Raw genomic sequence first — 16970 nt, 5'->3', positions numbered from 1 at the left:
CCGGCACTCACCGCCTGGAGGAACCCCAGCCGTGCGTCGGCTGGGGTTCCTCTCTTTCGTGGACCTTCATCGCGGCGTCGGCGGCGCGCCCGGCGGCGCGTCGGGCCGTCATCCTGCCCAGGATGCTCATGACGGTTCCTCGGGTGGGGAGTTGGCTGGCTCAGGAGATGGCGGAGGGCCTCACCCGGAGTCCGTGCCTGCCTCCGTTCCAGCCCGATCCATGAACACCGCAGCCGCATCCCATGCCTGAACCGGCATCAAGACGGATACTTCCCCTGAACGACGCCGCCCTGGTCCACACCCCGGCCGTGGGGGGGGGGGGGGGGGGGGTTGTGGGGGGGGGGGGGGGCGGGCCCCCCCCCCCCCCCCCCCCCCCCCCCCATCCCCAGTCACATTGGACGTCTTCCGCCTCAGGATATCCCTGTAATCACCGGCCGGAAGGCCAGGCTTCAAATATCGAGCACGCGTTTCACACATCGCCCCCTTCGGATGGCCCCGATGCCCTAGATTGATTTTCGCTTCGCACAGTTGGACGCGAAGCGGCACATCGTGATCTACAGATCCGGTGCTGCGGATAGCCGGCAGTCGCGTCCCCAGCGGCAGACGTGGAGGTGATCGATTCTCGGCACCCGAGAGGGGGCCTGGAATGTGGAGAGCAACCGTCGACGGCTTCCCACGCACTTCGGGACTCCGGCAGGACATGCGCGTCCGGCCGACGCCCAGGTGGGACGTTCACGTAGCGCCGCAATAGGCGGTTTGCCATTCGGGGGGTCGGGGCCCCCTGGAAACGGGAGCAGCGCGGCACGGGAGGCGGGGCCTCCCGAGGGGAGGAGCGGGGCCTCCCAAGGGGAGGAACAGTGCGGGAGGCGCAGGCCTCCCGGGGGGAGGAACCGTGTGGAGCGAACACGTCGAACCCACTGCTGACCTGGAAGGGGCCGTGAAGCAGGGGGAAGGAGAATTAGTCAGCCCGTTTCCACCGCCGCGGGGGCGTCCGGTGAACGGGAGGATCAGCCGGCCCGAGATCGACTGGGAGCAGCAGTACCGCCGTACTGTGATTATCAGCGACACCGTGGCCACCGCCTTCGTAGTGGCGGCGATAGGACGATTCTTCGGGGTTCGGGACGCGGCCAACTGGCACGAGAAATGGGGAATTCTCGCCTTCGGCACCGAACTGCTGGTGCTGGGAGCGCTGGCGATGACCCGGTCGTGGGCTCCGGCCGTACTCGGCCAGGGCGCCGAGGAATTCCGCCGGCTCGGGCGCTCGCTGTTCACGGCGGCCGTCGTCCTGGCGCTCGGCGGAATCGCCCTCACCTCGCACAACATCAAACTCTGGATCTTCGTCGCGATCCCTGCGATCACGCTGGTCACCATGACCGAGCGGTATCTGCTGCGTCTCTGGCTGCACAAACAGCGGAAGGAGGGACGGTGCCTGCGCCCGGTGCTCGCCGCCGGGAGTCTGGCCACCGTGCGCGACCTGATCAGCCGCACCCGCAAGCTCCCGCACCTCGGTTGGCGCGTGGAGGCGGTGTGCACGCCGTACGATCTCGGGCACAACCGTGACCGACTGGACGGAGTGCCGGTCGTCGGCCGGCTCGCGGACGTCGCCAACCACGTCCGCCGCGACGGCTACCGGGTCGTTGCGGTCACCCCGGACCCGCACTGGTCACCGGACCGGCTGCAGCGCCTGGCCTGGAACCTCGAGGGCGGCGATGCCGAGATGGTCGTGGCCCCCGTGCTGATGGAGGTGGCCGGCCCGCGGCTGCACGTCGACGCGGTGCTCGGGATCCCGATGCTGCGGGTCAGCATGCCGGCCTTCACCGGGGGCCGCCGGGCGGTCAAGGAGGTCGTCGACCGACTGGGTGCCGCGGTCCTGCTGGTCCTGTTCGCGCCGCTGATGGTGGTCGTCGGACTGCTCGTGCTGATGGACAGCCGGGGCGGGGCCTTCTACCGGCAGCACAGGGTCGGCAAGGACGGCCGGGAGTTCACCCTGGTGAAGTTCCGCACCATGGTCGCCGGGGCCGACCGGGCACGTGCCGAGCTGGCCGACCGCAACGAGGGTGCCGGCCTGCTGTTCAAGCTCCGCCGGGATCCGCGGGTGACCCGGGTGGGAGGGGTGCTGCGCCGGTACTCGATCGACGAGCTCCCGCAGCTCCTCAACGTGCTCACCGGTTCGATGTCGCTCGTCGGTCCGCGGCCCCCGCTGCCAGAGGAGTCCGCCGCGTACGGCCCGGACATCCGGCGGCGGCTGCTCGTCAAGCCCGGGCTCACCGGCCTGTGGCAGATCAGCGGACGCAGCGACCTGCCGTGGGAGGAGGCGGTCCGACTGGACCTGCGGTACGTGGAGGACTGGTCGCTCGCCCTGGACACGGTGATCCTCTGGAAGACGCTGCGTGCGGTGCTCCAGGGGCAGGGGGCCTACTGATGCGTGGGGGGCGTCGACCGATCGACGCGCGGACGGCCGGCCACAGGGGTCGGCCCGAGGGGAGGAACGGGTCATGAGGGTCAGTGTCCTGGGGCTCGGCTACGTGGGCTGTGTGTCGGCCGCGTGCCTGGCCAGCCTGGGTCACGAGGTCATCGGGGTGGACGTGAACCAGGTGAAGGTCGACCTGGTCAACGAGGGCAGGGCCCCGGTGGTCGAGGAACGGATCGGCGAGCTCATCGCCGAGGTCGTGCGGACCGGGGCGCTGCGCGCCACCGGAGACGTCCGCGAGGCGATCACGGGCAGCGAGGTGACGCTGGTCTGCGTGGGCACGCCGTCGGAGCCCAACGGCAGCCTGTGCACCACCTACCTGGAGCGGGTCACCGAGCAGATCGGTGCCGCGGTGGCCGAGCGGGGCGGGCGGCAGACCGTCGTGTTCCGCAGCACCATGCTCCCGGGCACCTGCCTGAACCTGCTGGTACCGATCCTGGAGAAGTACGCCGGCGGAACGGCCGGGGTGGACTTCGGGGTCGCGGTCAACCCGGAGTTCCTGCGCGAGGGCACGAGCGTGCGGGACTTCTTCGACCCGCCCAAGACCGTCATCGGCGAGCTCGACCCGGCGAGCGGCGACGTGGTCGCGGCGCTGTACGGCGACCTGCCCGGCGAGGTGTTCCGGGTGCCGGTCCCGACGGCCGAGGCGATCAAGTACGCGGACAACGCGTTCCACGGACTCAAGATCGGCTTCGCGAACGAGCTGGGCGCGGTGTGCCGGGCGCTCGGGGTGGACTCGCACCAGGTGGTCGACGTGTTCCTGGCCGACCGCAAGCTGAACATCAGCCCCGCCTACCTGCGGCCCGGCTTCGCCTTCGGCGGCTCCTGCCTGCCCAAGGACCTGCGCAGCCTGGTCCACGCGGCGCGGCAGGCCGACGTCGCGGTGCCCATCCTCTCCCATGTGCTGCCCTCCAACTCCGAACACCTGCAGCGCGCGGTGGAGTTGGTCGAACGCACCGGCCGGCGTCGGGTGGGCCTGTTCGGCCTGTCCTTCAAACCCGGCACCGACGACCTCCGCGAGAGCCCGCTCGTCGAGCTGGCGGAGAGGCTCTTCGGCAAGGGCTACGACCTGCGGATCTACGACCCCAACGTGAACATCTCCCGGCTGCTCGGCGCGAACCGCGAGTACATCGAGACCAGGCTGCCGCACCTCGCGCAGCTGCTCGCGGAGTCCGTCGACGAGGTGCTCGACCATGCCGAGGTGTGCGTGGTCGGGACCAGGGACCCGGACGTGCTGTCGGCGTTGCCCCATGGCGACGGCCCGGTGATCGTCGACCTCATCCGCCTTCCCGACGCCGAGGCGCGCCGGACCGAACCGGGGTACGTGGGCCTTGCCTGGTGACACATCGTTCGGTGATGCGACCGGCGGCGACGGGCGGGGCCGTCGCGCGCTGGTCCTGGTGGAGAACCTGTCGGTGCCGTTCGACCGACGGGTGTGGCAGGAGTGCACGACGCTGCGCGACGCGGGCTGGACGGTGCACGTCATCTGTCCCCAGGGGAGCAAGCGGGACACGGAGCCGGAAGCGGAGATCGAGGGGGTGCGGATCCACCGCTACCCGTTGCGCGCGGCCACCGGAGGGCCGGCCGGCTACCTGCGGGAGTACGGATCGGCGCTGTGGCACACGGCCCGGCTGGCCCGCAGGGTCGGTCCGGTCGACGTGGTCCACGCCTGCAATCCGCCCGACCTGCTGTTCCTGCCCGCGCTGTGGCTGAAGCGGCGCGGCGCCCGGTTCGTGTTCGACCAGCACGACCTGGTCCCCGAGCTGTACCTCTCCCGGTTCGACCGCGGTGAGGATCTGCTCTACCGCGCCGTGTGCGCGCTGGAACGGCTGACCTACCGGGCCGCGGACGTCGTGCTCGCCACGAACGAGAGCTACCGGGACGTCGCGCTGCGCCGTGGCGGCCGGCGGCCGGAGGACGTCTTCGTGGTGCGCAGCGCGCCCGACACCGACCGGTTCCAACCGGTACCGCCCGAGCCGGAGCTGAAGCGCGGCAAGCCCCATCTGCTGTGCTACCTCGGCGTGATGGGCCCGCAGGACGGCGTCGACTACGCCTTGCGGGCCCTCGCGAAGCTGCGCGACGAGCTCGGGCGGACCGACTGGCACGCGGTGTTCGTCGGCGCCGGCGACACCTTCGACGCGATGGTGGAGCTGTCCCGGCAGCTCGGGCTCTCGGAGCAGGTGGAGTTCACCGGGCGCGTTCCGGATGCCGACCTGGTGCGCTACCTGTCCACCGCGGACGTGTGCCTCTCCCCCGACCCGCGCAATCCGCTCAACGACGTGTCGACCATGAACAAGGTCCTGGAGTACATGGTCATGGGCCGGCCGATCGTCTCGTTCGACCTCCGGGAGGCGCGGGTCTCCGCCGGTGACGCCGCCGTCTACGCGGCCGCCGACGACGAGGCCGAGTTCGCCGGACTCATCGCGCTGCTGATGGACGATCCGGAGAAGCGGGCCTGGATGGGCAAGCTCGGCCAGGAGCGGATCAACGGGCCGCTCTCCTGGCGGAACTCCCAGCGACAGCTGCTCGCCGCCTACGCCGCTGCCTGCCGTGACGGCGCCCCGGTGGCGGCGGGTGGCCCGGGCCGGGCCGGGAGAAGGCCGCGCCGTTGAGCGACGACACCATACGCCTGGTCACGATCGGTCGGATCCTCCGTCGGCGCTGGCGGCTGCTCGCCGTCCTCACCGTGGTGGGTGCGCTGGTCGGCTACGGCAGCTCGCTGCTGTTTCCGCCCCAGTACACGACGTCGGCATCGGTCCTGCTGCCCGGGGCGTGGCAGGAGCGCGAGCTGCTGACCCAGACGGAGATCGCGACCAGCTCGGTGGTCATCGACCGCGCGGCCGCCGCACTCGGCTGGTCCGGGGTCGGCGGCAACGAGCTGCGGGACAAGGTGAGCGCCGCGGCCTCGGACGGGAACATCATCAAGATCTCGGGGACGGCCGACACCCCGGAGCGCGCGCAGCAGCTCTCGGACCAGGTGGCCCGGCAGTTCGTCACGTTCGCCGCGCGGATCTCGGGCGACAGCACCGACCCCGAGGCGGCGCAGCCCGAGGCGCTGCGGCAGCTGGTGGCGCAGGCCAGCCGCCGCATCACCGACCTGGCCGACACCGCCGCGCCGGGGCAGAGCGTGGAGAACGTGCAGACCCGCACCGAGCTCGTGAAGCTGCGCACCGCACTGCAGGACGCGGTGAAGAAGCTCGACCAGGTCGACCCGGCCGCCACCAAGGCGGTCAACCTGGTCGTCATGGGACCGGCGGCCCGACCGACCGGCGAGGCACCGCCGACGAAGACGCAGCTCGTGGCGGGCGGGGCGGCGCTGGCACTCCTGCTCGGGGTCATCGGCCACCTCACCGCCGCCCGGATGAGCCGTCGGCTGCGCACCGAGACGGAGATCGCCGCGGCGCTGGGTTCGGTGCTCCTCGGCACCGTCGACGTGCCCGGTGAACGGCTCGCCCACCGGTCGGAAGGCCGCGGCCCGCGGGCCCGGATCCGCCGGCTGCTGGGCATCGACGTCCGGTGGGACCAGCCGGCCCCGCGCGCCCCCGGTGACGAGGCCGGTCGGCAGATCCGCTACCGGCGGGTGTGCGACCGTCTTCGGGACCGCCTGCCGCACCCCCGGCCGCTGCTGGTCGTCGTCCCGGACGGCGACGAGATGGCCGGCCGGGCGGCCGGGCAGCTCGTCGCCGAGGCAGGGGGCGATCCGCTGCTGCGGGTGGTGGAGGTCTCGGTGTCCCGGCCGCTGGTTCCGGACCGCGACGGCGAGTCCGGTGCGCTGGTCGTGCTCAGCGCGGGCAGCTGGACGGCGCCGGAGCTCGTCGGCATCGCGGAGGCGTGTGCGGACGCCGGGCACGAGGTCGCCGGCGCCATCGTCGCCGGCGTGGTCCGGGCCCGTCCGAAGCGGTCCGCCGGCCGTCGTCCGGACGGCGCCGCGCCGGCGCTCGCGGGCGGCGACGACACGAGGAGCGCCGCGGGGTGACGACGCGTACGACTTCGGACTCGCCGGCCGCCGCGCCGCTGGTGGACCTGCAGGCGCTGGTCGTCTCGGTGCGCAGGCGGCGCCGCCTCTGGTGCGTCCTGGCGCTGCTCGGGCTGCTGGCCGGCGCGGCGCTGGCGGTCCTGCAGCCGGCGCCGCCGACCGCGGTGGTCAAGGTGCTGGTCGCGCACCAGGAGGACCAGCCGAACGACCCCGGGACGCTGATCCGCACCGACGTCGCCCTGCTGCAGACCACGGGGATCGCCGGCAAGGCCCTGCAGTCCCTCGGGTCCTCGGAGAAGCCGGAGGACTTCATGCAGGACTACGGGGGCATCGGCCTGACCAACACGGTGCTGCAGATCACCGTGACGGCTCACAGCGAGGGGGAGGCGGTGGCCCGGGCCAAGGCGCTGGCCGACGCGTTCGTCGCGGACCACCTGCGGCGGATCCAGGAGGCCGCGGACGCCCAGGCCAAGGCCCTGCTCGACCAGCGGGACCGCCTGCGCGAGGAGCTCGCCAAGGTCAACCAGTCGATCGCCGACGCTTCGGCGCCGAGCGCACCGAAGGCCTCGGCGAACCTGGAGTCGCTCTACGCCGGCCGGGCCGAACTCACGTCGCGGATCACGGACTTCGGCCAGCGCGCCGCGGAGGCGCGGGTCGGCACGCCCCGGCTCGTGGCCGGCACGCAGATCGTGGACGCCCCGCGCGCGGTGCGGCGGTCCCCCGTCACGACCCTCGCCACCGACGCCGGGATGGGGTTCGTCCTCGGGCTCGTCCTCGGGCTCGCGGTGGCCGCGGTCGGCACGGTGGTGGCGGACCGTCCCGTGCTGCGCCGGGACATCGCGGCGAACCTCGGTGCCTCGGTCATCGCGGAACTGCGCCGGGTGTCCGGCCGGCCGGCCGGCCGGTGGCGGGGCCGACGGGCCCGGGAGGCGCGGACGAGGCTCACCAGGACCCTGGCCCGCACCGTGGGCGGCTCCTCGGAAGCGGTGTCGCTGCTGGAACTGGGCTGTGCGCGCAGCACGAGCGCGATCGCCCTGGACCTCGCCGGGGCGCTCGGGGAGGAGCGGCCGGTGGTCCTCGTCGACGAGCTGCCCGGCCCGCGGCTCGCCAGGCGCGGCCCGACGGCCGGTGAGCCGACCGTGGTCGGCGGCGGGCGTGGCACGGCCGCGGCGGGCCAGGAGCGCCGGCTGGGCGTCGGCTCGGTGGCGCCCGGCACGGCGTGGACCGACCTGCGGCACCTCGGCACCCGGACCGTGCTCGTCGTGCGGGCCGGGCACGGCAGCACCGCATGGCTGCACACCGTGGCGCGGCAACTCGCGGACCAGGACATCCCGGTGATCGGTGTGGTGCTGATCGACCCCGATCCGCGGGACCGGACGGACGGCACGCTGTGGGACGGGCCGCGCACCCCGGCGCGCGGCCGCGACGAGCGGCCGGCCCGGCAGAACGGGACGGGCCGGCGGCGGACGGAACGACGACCGATGTGGACCGCACGGGTCCCGGACAGCGACCAGGAGGTGCGGTAGCACATGTGTGGCATCGCAGGCACGTACCGGTGGCCGGACGGGAAGGCCGTGACCGACCTGCTCACCGACACCCTCGCCCACCGCGGTCCGGACGGGGCGGGCCGGTACGGCCACCCCGTCGGTGACGGCGAAGTGCAGCTGGGGCACCGCCGGCTGGCCATCGTCGACCTGTCCGAGACCGGCGCCCAGCCGATGGTCTCGGACGGCCTGGTCCTGACGTACAACGGCGAGCTGTACAACGCGCCCGAGCTGCGGGCCGAACTGTCGGCCGCCGGGGTGCGCTTCCGCGGCACCTCCGACACCGAGGTGCTGCTGGAGGCCTGGCGGCGCTGGGGCACCGACTGCCTGCCCCGGCTGCGCGGCATGTTCGCGTTCGGGATCTTCGACGAGCGGACCGGCGAGCTGGTGCTCGCCCGCGACCAGCTCGGCATCAAGCCGCTCTTCCTGATCCGGCGCGGTGAGGGCCTGGTGTTCGCCTCCGAGCTCAAGGCGCTGGCCGCCGCCACCGGCGGATCGCTGGAGGTGGACAACGCGGCGCTGGTGGCCTCGTTGCTGTACTACTGGGTGCCGGACTCGCGCTGCGCGTTCCGCGAGGCGGAGAAGCTGCCGCCGGGGAGCTGGCTGCGGTGCCGGCCCGACGGCCGGGTGGAGCGCGGCCGGTTCTGGCACCTGCGGGACGTCGCCGCCGAGGGCCGGGAGCGGGCCCTGGCCGGCGAGCGGCCGGACGTCGCCGCCGTCGTCGAGGAGTCGACCCGGCGTCACCTGCTCTCCGACGTGCCCGTGGCGACCTTCCTGTCCGGCGGGCTGGACTCCAGCTACCTGACCGCGCTGGCGGCCCGCGACCACCCCGGGATCTCCGCCTACACGATCGGGTTCCGCGCCGAGGACGCCAGGTTCGAGGCGATGCCGGACGACCTGCGCTACGCCCGGCAGGTGGCCGAGCGGTTCGGCGTCGACCTGCACGAGATCGAGATCGCCCCGGACGTCCTCGACCTGCTGCCGCGGATGACGTACCACCTGGACGAGCCGATCGGCGACCCCGCCGCGATCAACACCTTCCTGATCTGCTCGGCCGCCCGGGAGGCCGGGGTCAAGGTGATGCTCTCGGGGATGGGCGCCGACGAGCTCTTCGCCGGCTACCGCAAGCACCTGGCCAACCAGATCGCGCTGCGCTACCAGCGCGTCCCGCGGCCGCTGCGGCGCGGCCTGTCCGCGGCCGTGGACCGGCTGCCGGTCGCCACGGCCCGCCGGGGCCTGCGGTCGGTGCGGTTCGCGAAGCGGTTCCTCTCCTTCGCCGACCTGCCCGAGGAGACCGCGTTCCGGCGCAGCTACACCATGTACGACCAGGACGAACTGCTCGCCCTGGTCGATCCGGACCTGGCGGGGACCGTCCAGGACGTGCTGACCGAGCACGCGGACGTCTACCGGGACAACGACCTCGACGACTTCGTCAACCGGATGTGCCTGGGCGACGCCCGGATGTTCCTGCCGGGCCTGAACCTCGCGTACACCGACCGGTCGAGCATGGCCGCGTCGACCGAGGTGCGGGTGCCGTACGTGGACGTCGAGGTGGTCAGGGCGGCGTTCGCCGTGCCCGGCGACCGCAAGATCGTCGGACGCCAGGGCAAGGCCGTCCTCAAGGAGGCGGCCACCTCGGTCCTCCCCCGGGAGATCGTGTACCGGCCCAAGGGCCTGTTCAGCGCCCCGCTGCGGGCCTGGATGAGCCGGGACCTGGCGCCGCTGGTGCGCGAGGTGGTGCACGACGGCGTGCTCGTCAACTCCGGGCTCCTGCGCCGCGACGCGCTCGCGCGCATGGTCGCCGCGGACGCCGCCGGGCAGCAGGACTACTCCAAGCACCTCTGGCACGTACTGACCCTCGAGTACTGGTACCGCGGCGCGACCTCCGGGTCCGACCGCGGCACCGGCTCGGCGGCGTAGAAGTCGGCAGCGTAGAAGACGGCTCGGAAACAAGGGGACTTCGGTGAAACAGGTTGTGCAGAACTACAAGAGCGGCGAGCTGGCGGTGCTCGACGTGCCCGTGCCGGGGTGCAAGCCGGGCGGCGTGCTGGTCCGCACCGCCTACTCGCTGATATCCACCGGGACCGAGCTCATGAAGGTGTCCGAGGCCGGCATGTCGATGCTGGGCAAGGCCCGTTCCCGTCCGGACCAGGTGGCCAAGGTGATGCAGAGCGTGGCCGCCAACGGGCTGCCCGCCACCTACCGCAAGGTGATGGGCAAGCTGGACTCCTACACGCCGCTGGGCTACTCGCTGTGCGGGGTGGTCGAGCAGGTCGGCGCCGGGATCGACGACGTGAAGGTCGGCGACGTGGTGGCCTGCGCCGGCAACGAGCACGCGCTGCACGCGGAGCTGAACTGGGTGCCGAGGAACCTCTACGTCCCGGTGCCGGACGGCCTCGCTCCGCGGCACGCGGCCTTCGGCACCGTCGGATCGATCGCGATGCAGGGTGTCCGCCAGGGCGAGCCGCAGCTGGGCGAGGTGGCGCTGGTGATCGGCCTCGGGCTGATCGGGCAGCTGGTGGTGCAGCTGCTCACCGCCTCGGGGGTGCGCGTGGTCGGGGCCGACCCCGACCCGGCGCGCTGCGAGCTCGCCGCGCGGCTGGGGGCCGTGGCCTGCGGCGATCCCGGGTCCGCGGCCGTGGAGGCCGCCGTCGCCGAGCTGACCGACGGACACGGCGTGGACCAGGTGTACCTGGCCGCCGGCGGCGGCAGCAACCAGCCGGTCGAGCTGGCCGCCAGCCTGGCCCGGGACCGCGGCCGGGTCGTCGACATCGGCAAGTGCCGACTGGACCTGCCGTGGAACGCGTACTACGAGAAGGAGCTCGACGTCCGGTTCTCCCGTTCGTACGGCCCCGGGCGCTACGACCCGGAGTACGAGCTGGAGGGCCGGGACTACCCGATCGGCTACGTGCGCTGGACCGAACGCCGCAACCTGGCGTGCTTCCTCGACCTCCTCGCCCGCGGCCGCGTCGACGTGGAGCCGCTGGTCTCCCACGTCGCCGAGTTCGACCACGCGGTCGAGACGTACCAGCGGCTGAAGGACGGCGACCTGAAGGCCGTGGCCGTGCTGTTCCGGTACCCCGAGCCCACGGGGGAGGAACAGGCACAACGGAGCGCGCAGGCCCCGGCGGTGGCGGTGCCCTCGGTGCGCCGCGGCGACAGGTCGCCCGCCCCCGCCCGGTCCGCCGCCTCGCCGGTGCGGCTGGCGTTCGTCGGCGCGGGGAACTATGCGACCTCCATGCTGCTGCCGCACCTGGCGCAGCGCGACGGGGTCACGCTGTCCACGGTCGTCACGACGACGGCGCTGTCCGCGGCCAACGCGCAGCGGAAGTTCGGCTTCGCTCAGGCGACCACCGATCTGGACGCCGTGCTGGAGGACCCGTCGGTGGACGCGGTGTTCGTGGTCACCCGGCACAGCTCGCACGCCGAACTGACCCGCAGGGCGCTGCTCGCCGGCAAGGCGGTGTTCGTGGAGAAGCCGCTGGCCCTCACCGAGGAGGAACTGGCCGGGGTGCTAGCGGCGGTGGAGGAGTCCGGCAACGACCGCTTGCAGGTGGGCTTCAACCGCCGGTTCGCGCCGCTGCTGCGGGAGGCCAGGACCAGGCTCGGCGTCCGGAGCGGTCCGGCGAACCTGCGCTACCTGGTCAACGCGGGCCGGCTGCAGCACGGCAGCTGGTACCTCCGCCAGGGCACCGAGGGCACGCGGTTCGCTGGCGAGGGCGGGCACTTCGTCGACACGGCGAGCTGGCTGCTCGAGGCCGACCCCGTCTCGGTGTACGCGGTCGCCACGTCCGGCAACGAGGACCTCCAGGTCGTGCTGCGCTACCCGGACGGCTCCACCGCCACCCTCAGCTACGTCACCACCGGCGCGCCCGGCTTCCCCAAGGAGACGCTGGACCTCGTCGCGGACGGCAAGGTGCTGAAGCTCGACGACTTCGTCCGCGCCTCGGTGCACGGCCCCAAGCGGTGGGTCAGCTCGCGCCTGCCCAAGGCCCGGGACAAGGGCCAGTCCGCCCAACTGGCCGCGTTCATCAAGGCCGTGCGCACCGGCGGGCCGATGCCTGTACCGCTGGAGTCGCTGGTCGCCACCACGGCGGCCACCCTCGCCGTGCAGACCTCGCTGGCCGCCGGCGCGCCGGTGGCGTTGGCGGGGCCGCGATGACCATGAGCGCGGGCTGGTACCTGCGGCGGCTGTCGCGGATGGGGCCGCGGGAGGTCGGCGGCCGGGTGGGCGACGCGGTGCGCAGGCGGCGGTGGCGGTCGGCGCCGCCGCGCAGCCCGCGCGTGACCGGCGTCGGGTTCACCGCCGTCCTGCCCGCCGGGGCGATCGCCGCGGTGTCGCCGGAGGCCGCGAAACGGCTCGTCGCCGAGGCGGACCGGTTGATGGACGGACGGGCCGAGTACTTCGGGGTGGCCCGCGACGACCTGGTCGCCCCGGACTGGTGGCTCGACCCGAAGACCGGGCGCCGGGCGCCGGGCGGCTACGCCTTCGACGTGCCGTACCGGGACGAGGACGCGGTCGGGGACGTCAAGCAGATCTGGGAGCCGTCCCGGCACCAGTACCTGACCGTGCTCGCCGCCGCCTACGCGGTCACCGGGAACGAGCGGTACGCCGGGCGGGTGGCCGAGCACCTTCGGTCCTGGTGGGCGGCCAACCCGCCGCTGCGCGGCGTGCACTGGATCAGCGGCATCGAGCTGGGCATCCGGCTGCTGTCCTGGGTGTGGGTCCGCCGGCTGCTCGACGGCTGGCCGGGCGCGGCCGGGCTGTTCGAGGGCAACCCGGTGGCGCTGGAGCAGATCTGGCACCACCAGCGCTGGCTGGCCGCCTTCCCCAGCCGGGGGTCCTCGGCGAACAACCACGTCATCGCCGAGGCGGCCGGGCAGTTCGCCGCGGCCTGCGCGTTCGGGTGGTTCCCCTCCTCGGCGCACTGGCGCTCCGGAGCGCTGCGGTCGCTGGAGCGGCACCTGCGCGCCAACACCTTCCCCTCCGGCCTCAACCGCGAACTGGCCACCGAGTACCACGGACTCGTCCTGGAGCTCGGCCTGGCCGCGGTGGCCGAGGCGGACGCCGCCGCCGTGCCCGTCCCCGCGACGATCCGGCTGGTCCTGCTGCGGATGACCGACGCGCTCGCGGCCGTCGTGGACGACCGGTTGCGGCCGCCGCGCCAGGGTGACGCGGACGACGGGCACGGGCTGGTCGTGGACGGCGCGGGCACCGACCGCTGGGCCTCCCTGCTGGCCACCGGGGACGCCGTGTTCGGGCGCCTCGCCTGGTGGCCGGCGGTGACCGGCACCGACGTGCGCACCCCGCTGCTGGCCTCGCTCGTCCGGCCGTACGGGAGGAGCGCCGGTGCCGACGGCCGCGGCACACCGGCCGTGGCCCGACCGGCGAGCCGACCGGCCCACTTCGCCGACGCGGGGATGACCGTCCTGCGCGGTCCGGCGGGGATCTGGTGCCGCTGCGACGGCGGCCCGCACGGGTTCCTGTCCATCGCCGCGCACGGCCACGCGGACGCGCTGTCCATCGAGGTCCGGCACGACGGGGTCGACGTGCTCGCGGACCCGGGGACGTACTGCTACCACGGGCAGCCCGCGTGGCGGCGGTACTTCCGGTCGACTCTGGGCCACAACACCCTGGAGCTGGGCGGCGACGACCAGTCCGTCTCCGGCGGCCCGTTCCTGTGGACCCGGCACGCCCGCACCCGCGTCCTGGTCGCGGAGACCTCCGAGGAGGGGGTGGCCCGCTGGTGCGCCGAGCACGACGGCTACCGGCCCTCGGTGCACCGCCGCCGGGTGGAGCTGACCGCCGCCGACCGGGAGCTGCGGGTGGTCGACGAGGTGCGCGGCCCGCGAGGAGCCGTGCGCCTGGCGTTCCACCTCGGCCCGGCGATCACCGCGGACCTGGCGGGGAACCGGGCCGTGCTGACCTGGACCCGGGACGGCGAGGACCGCTCCGCGGTGCTCGACCTGCCCGGGCAGCTGTCCTGGCGGGCGCACCGCGGCGAGAGCGACCCGCCGCTCGGCTGGTACTCCGCCGGCTTCGGACGCAGGGAACCCGCCACCACGCTGGTCGGCACCGGCTTCACCGACGGCACGCAGGGGTTCACCACCGTGCTCGGGTTCCGCGGCTAGGGGGGCGGGGTGGGGATGAGGAGGCGCCGGGGGGTGTCGGCGGTGGCGCGGCTGACGCTGGCCCTGCTGGTGGCGGCCGGCTGTACGAGCGGGGCGGACGCCCCGGCGGAGCCGACCGCGCCGCCGTCCGCGAGCGCGGCCGCGGCCGTGGCGCGGGCGTGCTCCGATCCCGCGGCCGGGCCGACGAGCGCGCCGGCGGGCGCGGTGACGGTCGACCCCGCGGTGGTCGACGACCTGGCCGCGAAAACCAGGAGCAACCCCCCGAACACCACGTTCTGGCTGCTCCCGGGCACGCACACGCTCCAACCGGAGCGCTACGCGCAGGTCATGGCCAAGGAGGGGGACACCTACCTCGGCGCGCCGGGCGCGGTGCTCGACGGCCGGCGGACCAACAACTACGCGTTCAGCGGCACCGCCCCCGGCGTCACCATCCGCCACCTGACCGTGCAGGGTTTCGTCGCGCCGCACGACGAGGGCGTGGTCAACCACGACATGGCCGACGGGTGGGTGATCGAGCACGCGACGATCCAGCACAACTCCGGCGCCGGGCTGATGGCCGGTGCCCGCCAGCAGGTCCGCGCCAGCTGCCTGCGCGACAACGGGCAGTACGGAATGAACGCGTACAAGACCGGCGACTCCATCACGGGCCTGCTGGTCGAGGGCAACGAGATCGTGGGCAACAACACCGACGACTGGGAGCGGCTGCAGCCGGGCTGCGGCTGCTCCGGAGGCATCAAGTTCTGGGCCGTCAACGGCGCCGACGTCCGGGGCAACTGGGTGCACGACAACCGCGGAGCCGGGTTGTGGGCGGACAACAACAACAACGACTTCCGCATCGAGGACAACCTGCTGGAGTCCAACGACGGCGCCGCGCTGGTGTACGAGAGCAGCTACAACGCGGTCATCCGGAACAACACGATCCGGCGCAACGACTGGGTCGAGGGCCGTCGGCACGCCGCCGCGGGCGACGACTTCCCGTACGCGGCCGTCTACCTGTCGGAGGCCGGCGGCGAGCCGCGGATCCCGGCCCGCACGGACAGGATCGAGATCGAGCGGAACCTGCTGGAGGACAACTGGTCCGGAATCACCCTGTGGGAGAACGCCGACCGCTTCTGCAACAGCCCGGCCAACACCTCGACCGGCTACTGCACCCTGCTGGTGAAGGACACCCAACGCTGCGCGAAGCCGGCGATCGACACCGCGCCGCTCTACTCCGACTGCCGGTGGAAGACCCAGCGGGTGGACATCCACGACAACCGCTTCGCCCTCGACACCTCCGTCGTCAAGTGCGCGGCGGCGTGCGGCCGGATGGCGGTGCTCGCCAACTACGGCACCTATCCGGACTGGTCGCCGTACCAGGGCAAGCGGGTGGCCGAGGCGATCACCCTCAAGCAGGACAACCGCTGGCACGACAACGCCTACCGCGGACCGTGGAGCTTCGTCGTCGACGACCCGGGCCGCCGGCTCGACTCCGGGCAGTGGCAGGGCCTGCCGTACCAGCAGGACGCGGGCAGCACCTTCACCCCGCAGGCCGGTGGTTGAGATGGCCGGGGACCCGACGCGCGGCGGGCCGACGGGCGGACCGGGTGCGGCGCTCACCCGGCCCGGCGCCGGACAGGACCCCGACGGCACGCCGAGGGCCGTCTGGATCGTCTGGGCGCTGCTGGGCCTCAACACGCTCGGCTCGGCCGGGGCGAAGACCATCGTCAGGCTGCCGCGCTCCCTCATCCAGATGGCCACCATGGGCGCACTGGTCTCCGCGTTCACGCTGGCGCTCGTGCTCAACCTGCGGCTGCGCGTGCGGGCCGGCGCCTTCCTGTTCCTGCTCACCCTGCTGCTGGTGCCGAGCGTGATCTCCAGCCTGAAGCTGGAGGTCGGGCTCGGCGCGCTGTTCCGCTGCACCCGGCTGGCCATCTTCGTCGCCACGCTGTGGCTGATCAGCCGCTGGTGGGACGGCAGCCTGACGCTCGTGCGGACCCACGTCCGGATGTACTACGCGGTGCTCTGGTCGGTGGCCGCGGGCCTCGTCATCTCACCGGGCACAGCCATGCCCGAGTACTACGGCGGGCGCCTGGTCGGCGCACTGTGGCCGCTCACCCCGCCGCAGATCGGCCAGTACTCCGCAGTGATCATCGGGCTCACCGTGCTGCTCCTGCTGGGCCGCCGGACCACCGGGAGGAGCGCGGCGCTGGTCATCGTGCCGACCTTCGTCCTGCTCGCGATGACCCACACCCGGACGGCCACCATCGGCCTGCTCGTCGGGCTGGCGCTGGCGATCGGCTCGCTCGTCCTGACCAGCGCCGCCGCCCGCCGGTTCTTCTCCTGGTCGCTCGTGTGCGCCACGGTGGCCGCGGTGGCGTTCGCCTCCGCGCTGGAGACGTGGTTCATGCGCGGACAGAGCAAGGAGAACTTCTCCAACCTCACCGGCCGGGCCAAGGTCTGGGACGCCCTGCTGACCCAGCCCCGGACGATCCCCGAACAGGCGTTCGGCATCGGTCTGGGCGACAAGTCGTTCGGCGGGCTGCCGATCGACAACAGCTGGCTGGCCGTCTACAACGAGCAGGGTTTGGTCGGCATCGCCCTCGTGGCGGCGATCCTCCTCGCGCTGGGCGGTGTCGCCCTGCTGCGCCCGCCCTCGCTGGAGCGCGCCTGCGCGATCTTCCTGATCAGCTACGTCGCGATCTCCTCGTACACCGAGGCCGGGCTCGGCGACGCCTCGCCGTACCTGCTGCACCTGACCCTGGCCGCCTCGCTGCTCGCGACGCCTGCCGGGGCCACGCCCCTGACGACACCCGCGGTCCCGCGACGACGCATCCCGCGCCGGGACCGCAACCGGGAGGTGACCTGA

Annotated in this window: 11 protein-coding genes; 10 read left to right on the top strand and 1 reads right to left on the bottom strand. The window is 73.1% G+C overall.

Annotated elements, in window-relative coordinates; genetic code table 11:
• Window positions 1-7: 7 nt before the first annotated feature.
• Complete coding sequence (locus ACGFZP_RS20415; protein WP_392934762.1) at window positions 8-130, bottom strand: hypothetical protein; 123 nt, start codon at window positions 128-130, stop codon at window positions 8-10.
• Window positions 131-937: 807 nt separating this feature from the next.
• On the opposite strand from ACGFZP_RS20415, the gene ACGFZP_RS20410 reads away from it, so the two are divergent.
• From ACGFZP_RS20410 to ACGFZP_RS20365, 10 genes are all read left to right on the top strand, one after another.
• Window positions 938-2422: a sugar transferase gene (locus tag ACGFZP_RS20410; protein WP_392935527.1), complete on the top strand. Its 1485-nt coding sequence runs from the start codon at window positions 938-940 to the stop codon at window positions 2420-2422.
• A 73-nt stretch (window positions 2423-2495) separates the two neighbouring features.
• Entirely contained in the window at window positions 2496-3812 is a 1317-nt protein-coding gene (locus ACGFZP_RS20405) for a nucleotide sugar dehydrogenase (protein ID WP_392934760.1), read from the top strand.
• Entirely contained in the window at window positions 3802-5082 is a 1281-nt protein-coding gene (locus tag ACGFZP_RS20400) for a glycosyltransferase (RefSeq protein WP_392934757.1), read from the top strand. Before ACGFZP_RS20405 ends, ACGFZP_RS20400 begins: the two co-directional genes overlap by 11 nt.
• A complete protein-coding gene (locus ACGFZP_RS20395; protein WP_392934754.1) occupies window positions 5079-6446 on the top strand; it encodes a Wzz/FepE/Etk N-terminal domain-containing protein in 1368 nt (455 codons plus the stop codon). Before ACGFZP_RS20400 ends, ACGFZP_RS20395 begins: the two co-directional genes overlap by 4 nt.
• A complete protein-coding gene (locus tag ACGFZP_RS20390) occupies window positions 6443-7972 on the top strand; it encodes a Wzz/FepE/Etk N-terminal domain-containing protein (RefSeq protein WP_392934752.1) in 1530 nt (509 codons plus the stop codon). Before ACGFZP_RS20395 ends, ACGFZP_RS20390 begins: the two co-directional genes overlap by 4 nt.
• A gap of 3 nt (window positions 7973-7975) precedes the next feature.
• Window positions 7976-9910, top strand: coding sequence for an asparagine synthase (glutamine-hydrolyzing) (gene asnB / locus ACGFZP_RS20385; protein ID WP_392934749.1), 1935 nt, complete (start codon window positions 7976-7978; stop codon window positions 9908-9910).
• Between the two features lie 43 nt (window positions 9911-9953).
• Window positions 9954-12152, top strand: coding sequence for a bi-domain-containing oxidoreductase (locus ACGFZP_RS20380; RefSeq protein ID WP_392934746.1), 2199 nt, complete (start codon window positions 9954-9956; stop codon window positions 12150-12152).
• Window positions 12149-14122 carry an alginate lyase family protein gene (locus ACGFZP_RS20375; RefSeq protein ID WP_392934743.1) on the top strand — a complete coding sequence of 658 codons (1974 nt, stop codon included), beginning with the start codon at window positions 12149-12151 and terminating at the stop codon, window positions 14120-14122. Before ACGFZP_RS20380 ends, ACGFZP_RS20375 begins: the two co-directional genes overlap by 4 nt.
• A gap of 15 nt (window positions 14123-14137) precedes the next feature.
• The gene (locus tag ACGFZP_RS20370; protein ID WP_392934741.1) at window positions 14138-15664 is read left to right on the top strand and encodes a right-handed parallel beta-helix repeat-containing protein; all 1527 of its coding nucleotides are present in this window, start codon (window positions 14138-14140) and stop codon (window positions 15662-15664) included.
• Between the two features lies 1 nt (window position 15665).
• Window positions 15666-16970 carry an O-antigen ligase domain-containing protein gene (locus tag ACGFZP_RS20365; protein WP_392934738.1) on the top strand — a complete coding sequence of 435 codons (1305 nt, stop codon included), beginning with the start codon at window positions 15666-15668 and terminating at the stop codon, window positions 16968-16970.

The sequence above is a fragment of the Kitasatospora sp. NPDC048239 genome, assembly GCF_043202015.1.
Classification (GTDB): Bacteria; Actinomycetota; Actinomycetes; order Streptomycetales; family Streptomycetaceae; genus Kitasatospora.
The sequence above is the reverse complement of the archived record's forward strand: the minus strand, read 5'-3'. Positions and strand labels throughout refer to the sequence as shown.

What these genes read in the sequence shown, in the direction of transcription:
- ACGFZP_RS20415 (WP_392934762.1), bottom strand. Translation starts at nt 130, where the DNA reads ATGAGCATCCTGGGCAGGATGACGGCCCGACGCGCCGCCGGGCGCGCC.
- ACGFZP_RS20405 (WP_392934760.1), top strand. Translation starts at nt 2,496, where the DNA reads ATGAGGGTCAGTGTCCTGGGGCTCGGCTACGTGGGCTGTGTGTCGGCC.
- asnB (WP_392934749.1), top strand. Translation starts at nt 7,976, where the DNA reads ATGTGTGGCATCGCAGGCACGTACCGGTGGCCGGACGGGAAGGCCGTG.
- ACGFZP_RS20375 (WP_392934743.1), top strand. Translation starts at nt 12,149, where the DNA reads ATGACCATGAGCGCGGGCTGGTACCTGCGGCGGCTGTCGCGGATGGGG.
- ACGFZP_RS20370 (WP_392934741.1), top strand. Translation starts at nt 14,138, where the DNA reads ATGAGGAGGCGCCGGGGGGTGTCGGCGGTGGCGCGGCTGACGCTGGCC.
- ACGFZP_RS20365 (WP_392934738.1), top strand. Translation starts at nt 15,666, where the DNA reads ATGGCCGGGGACCCGACGCGCGGCGGGCCGACGGGCGGACCGGGTGCG.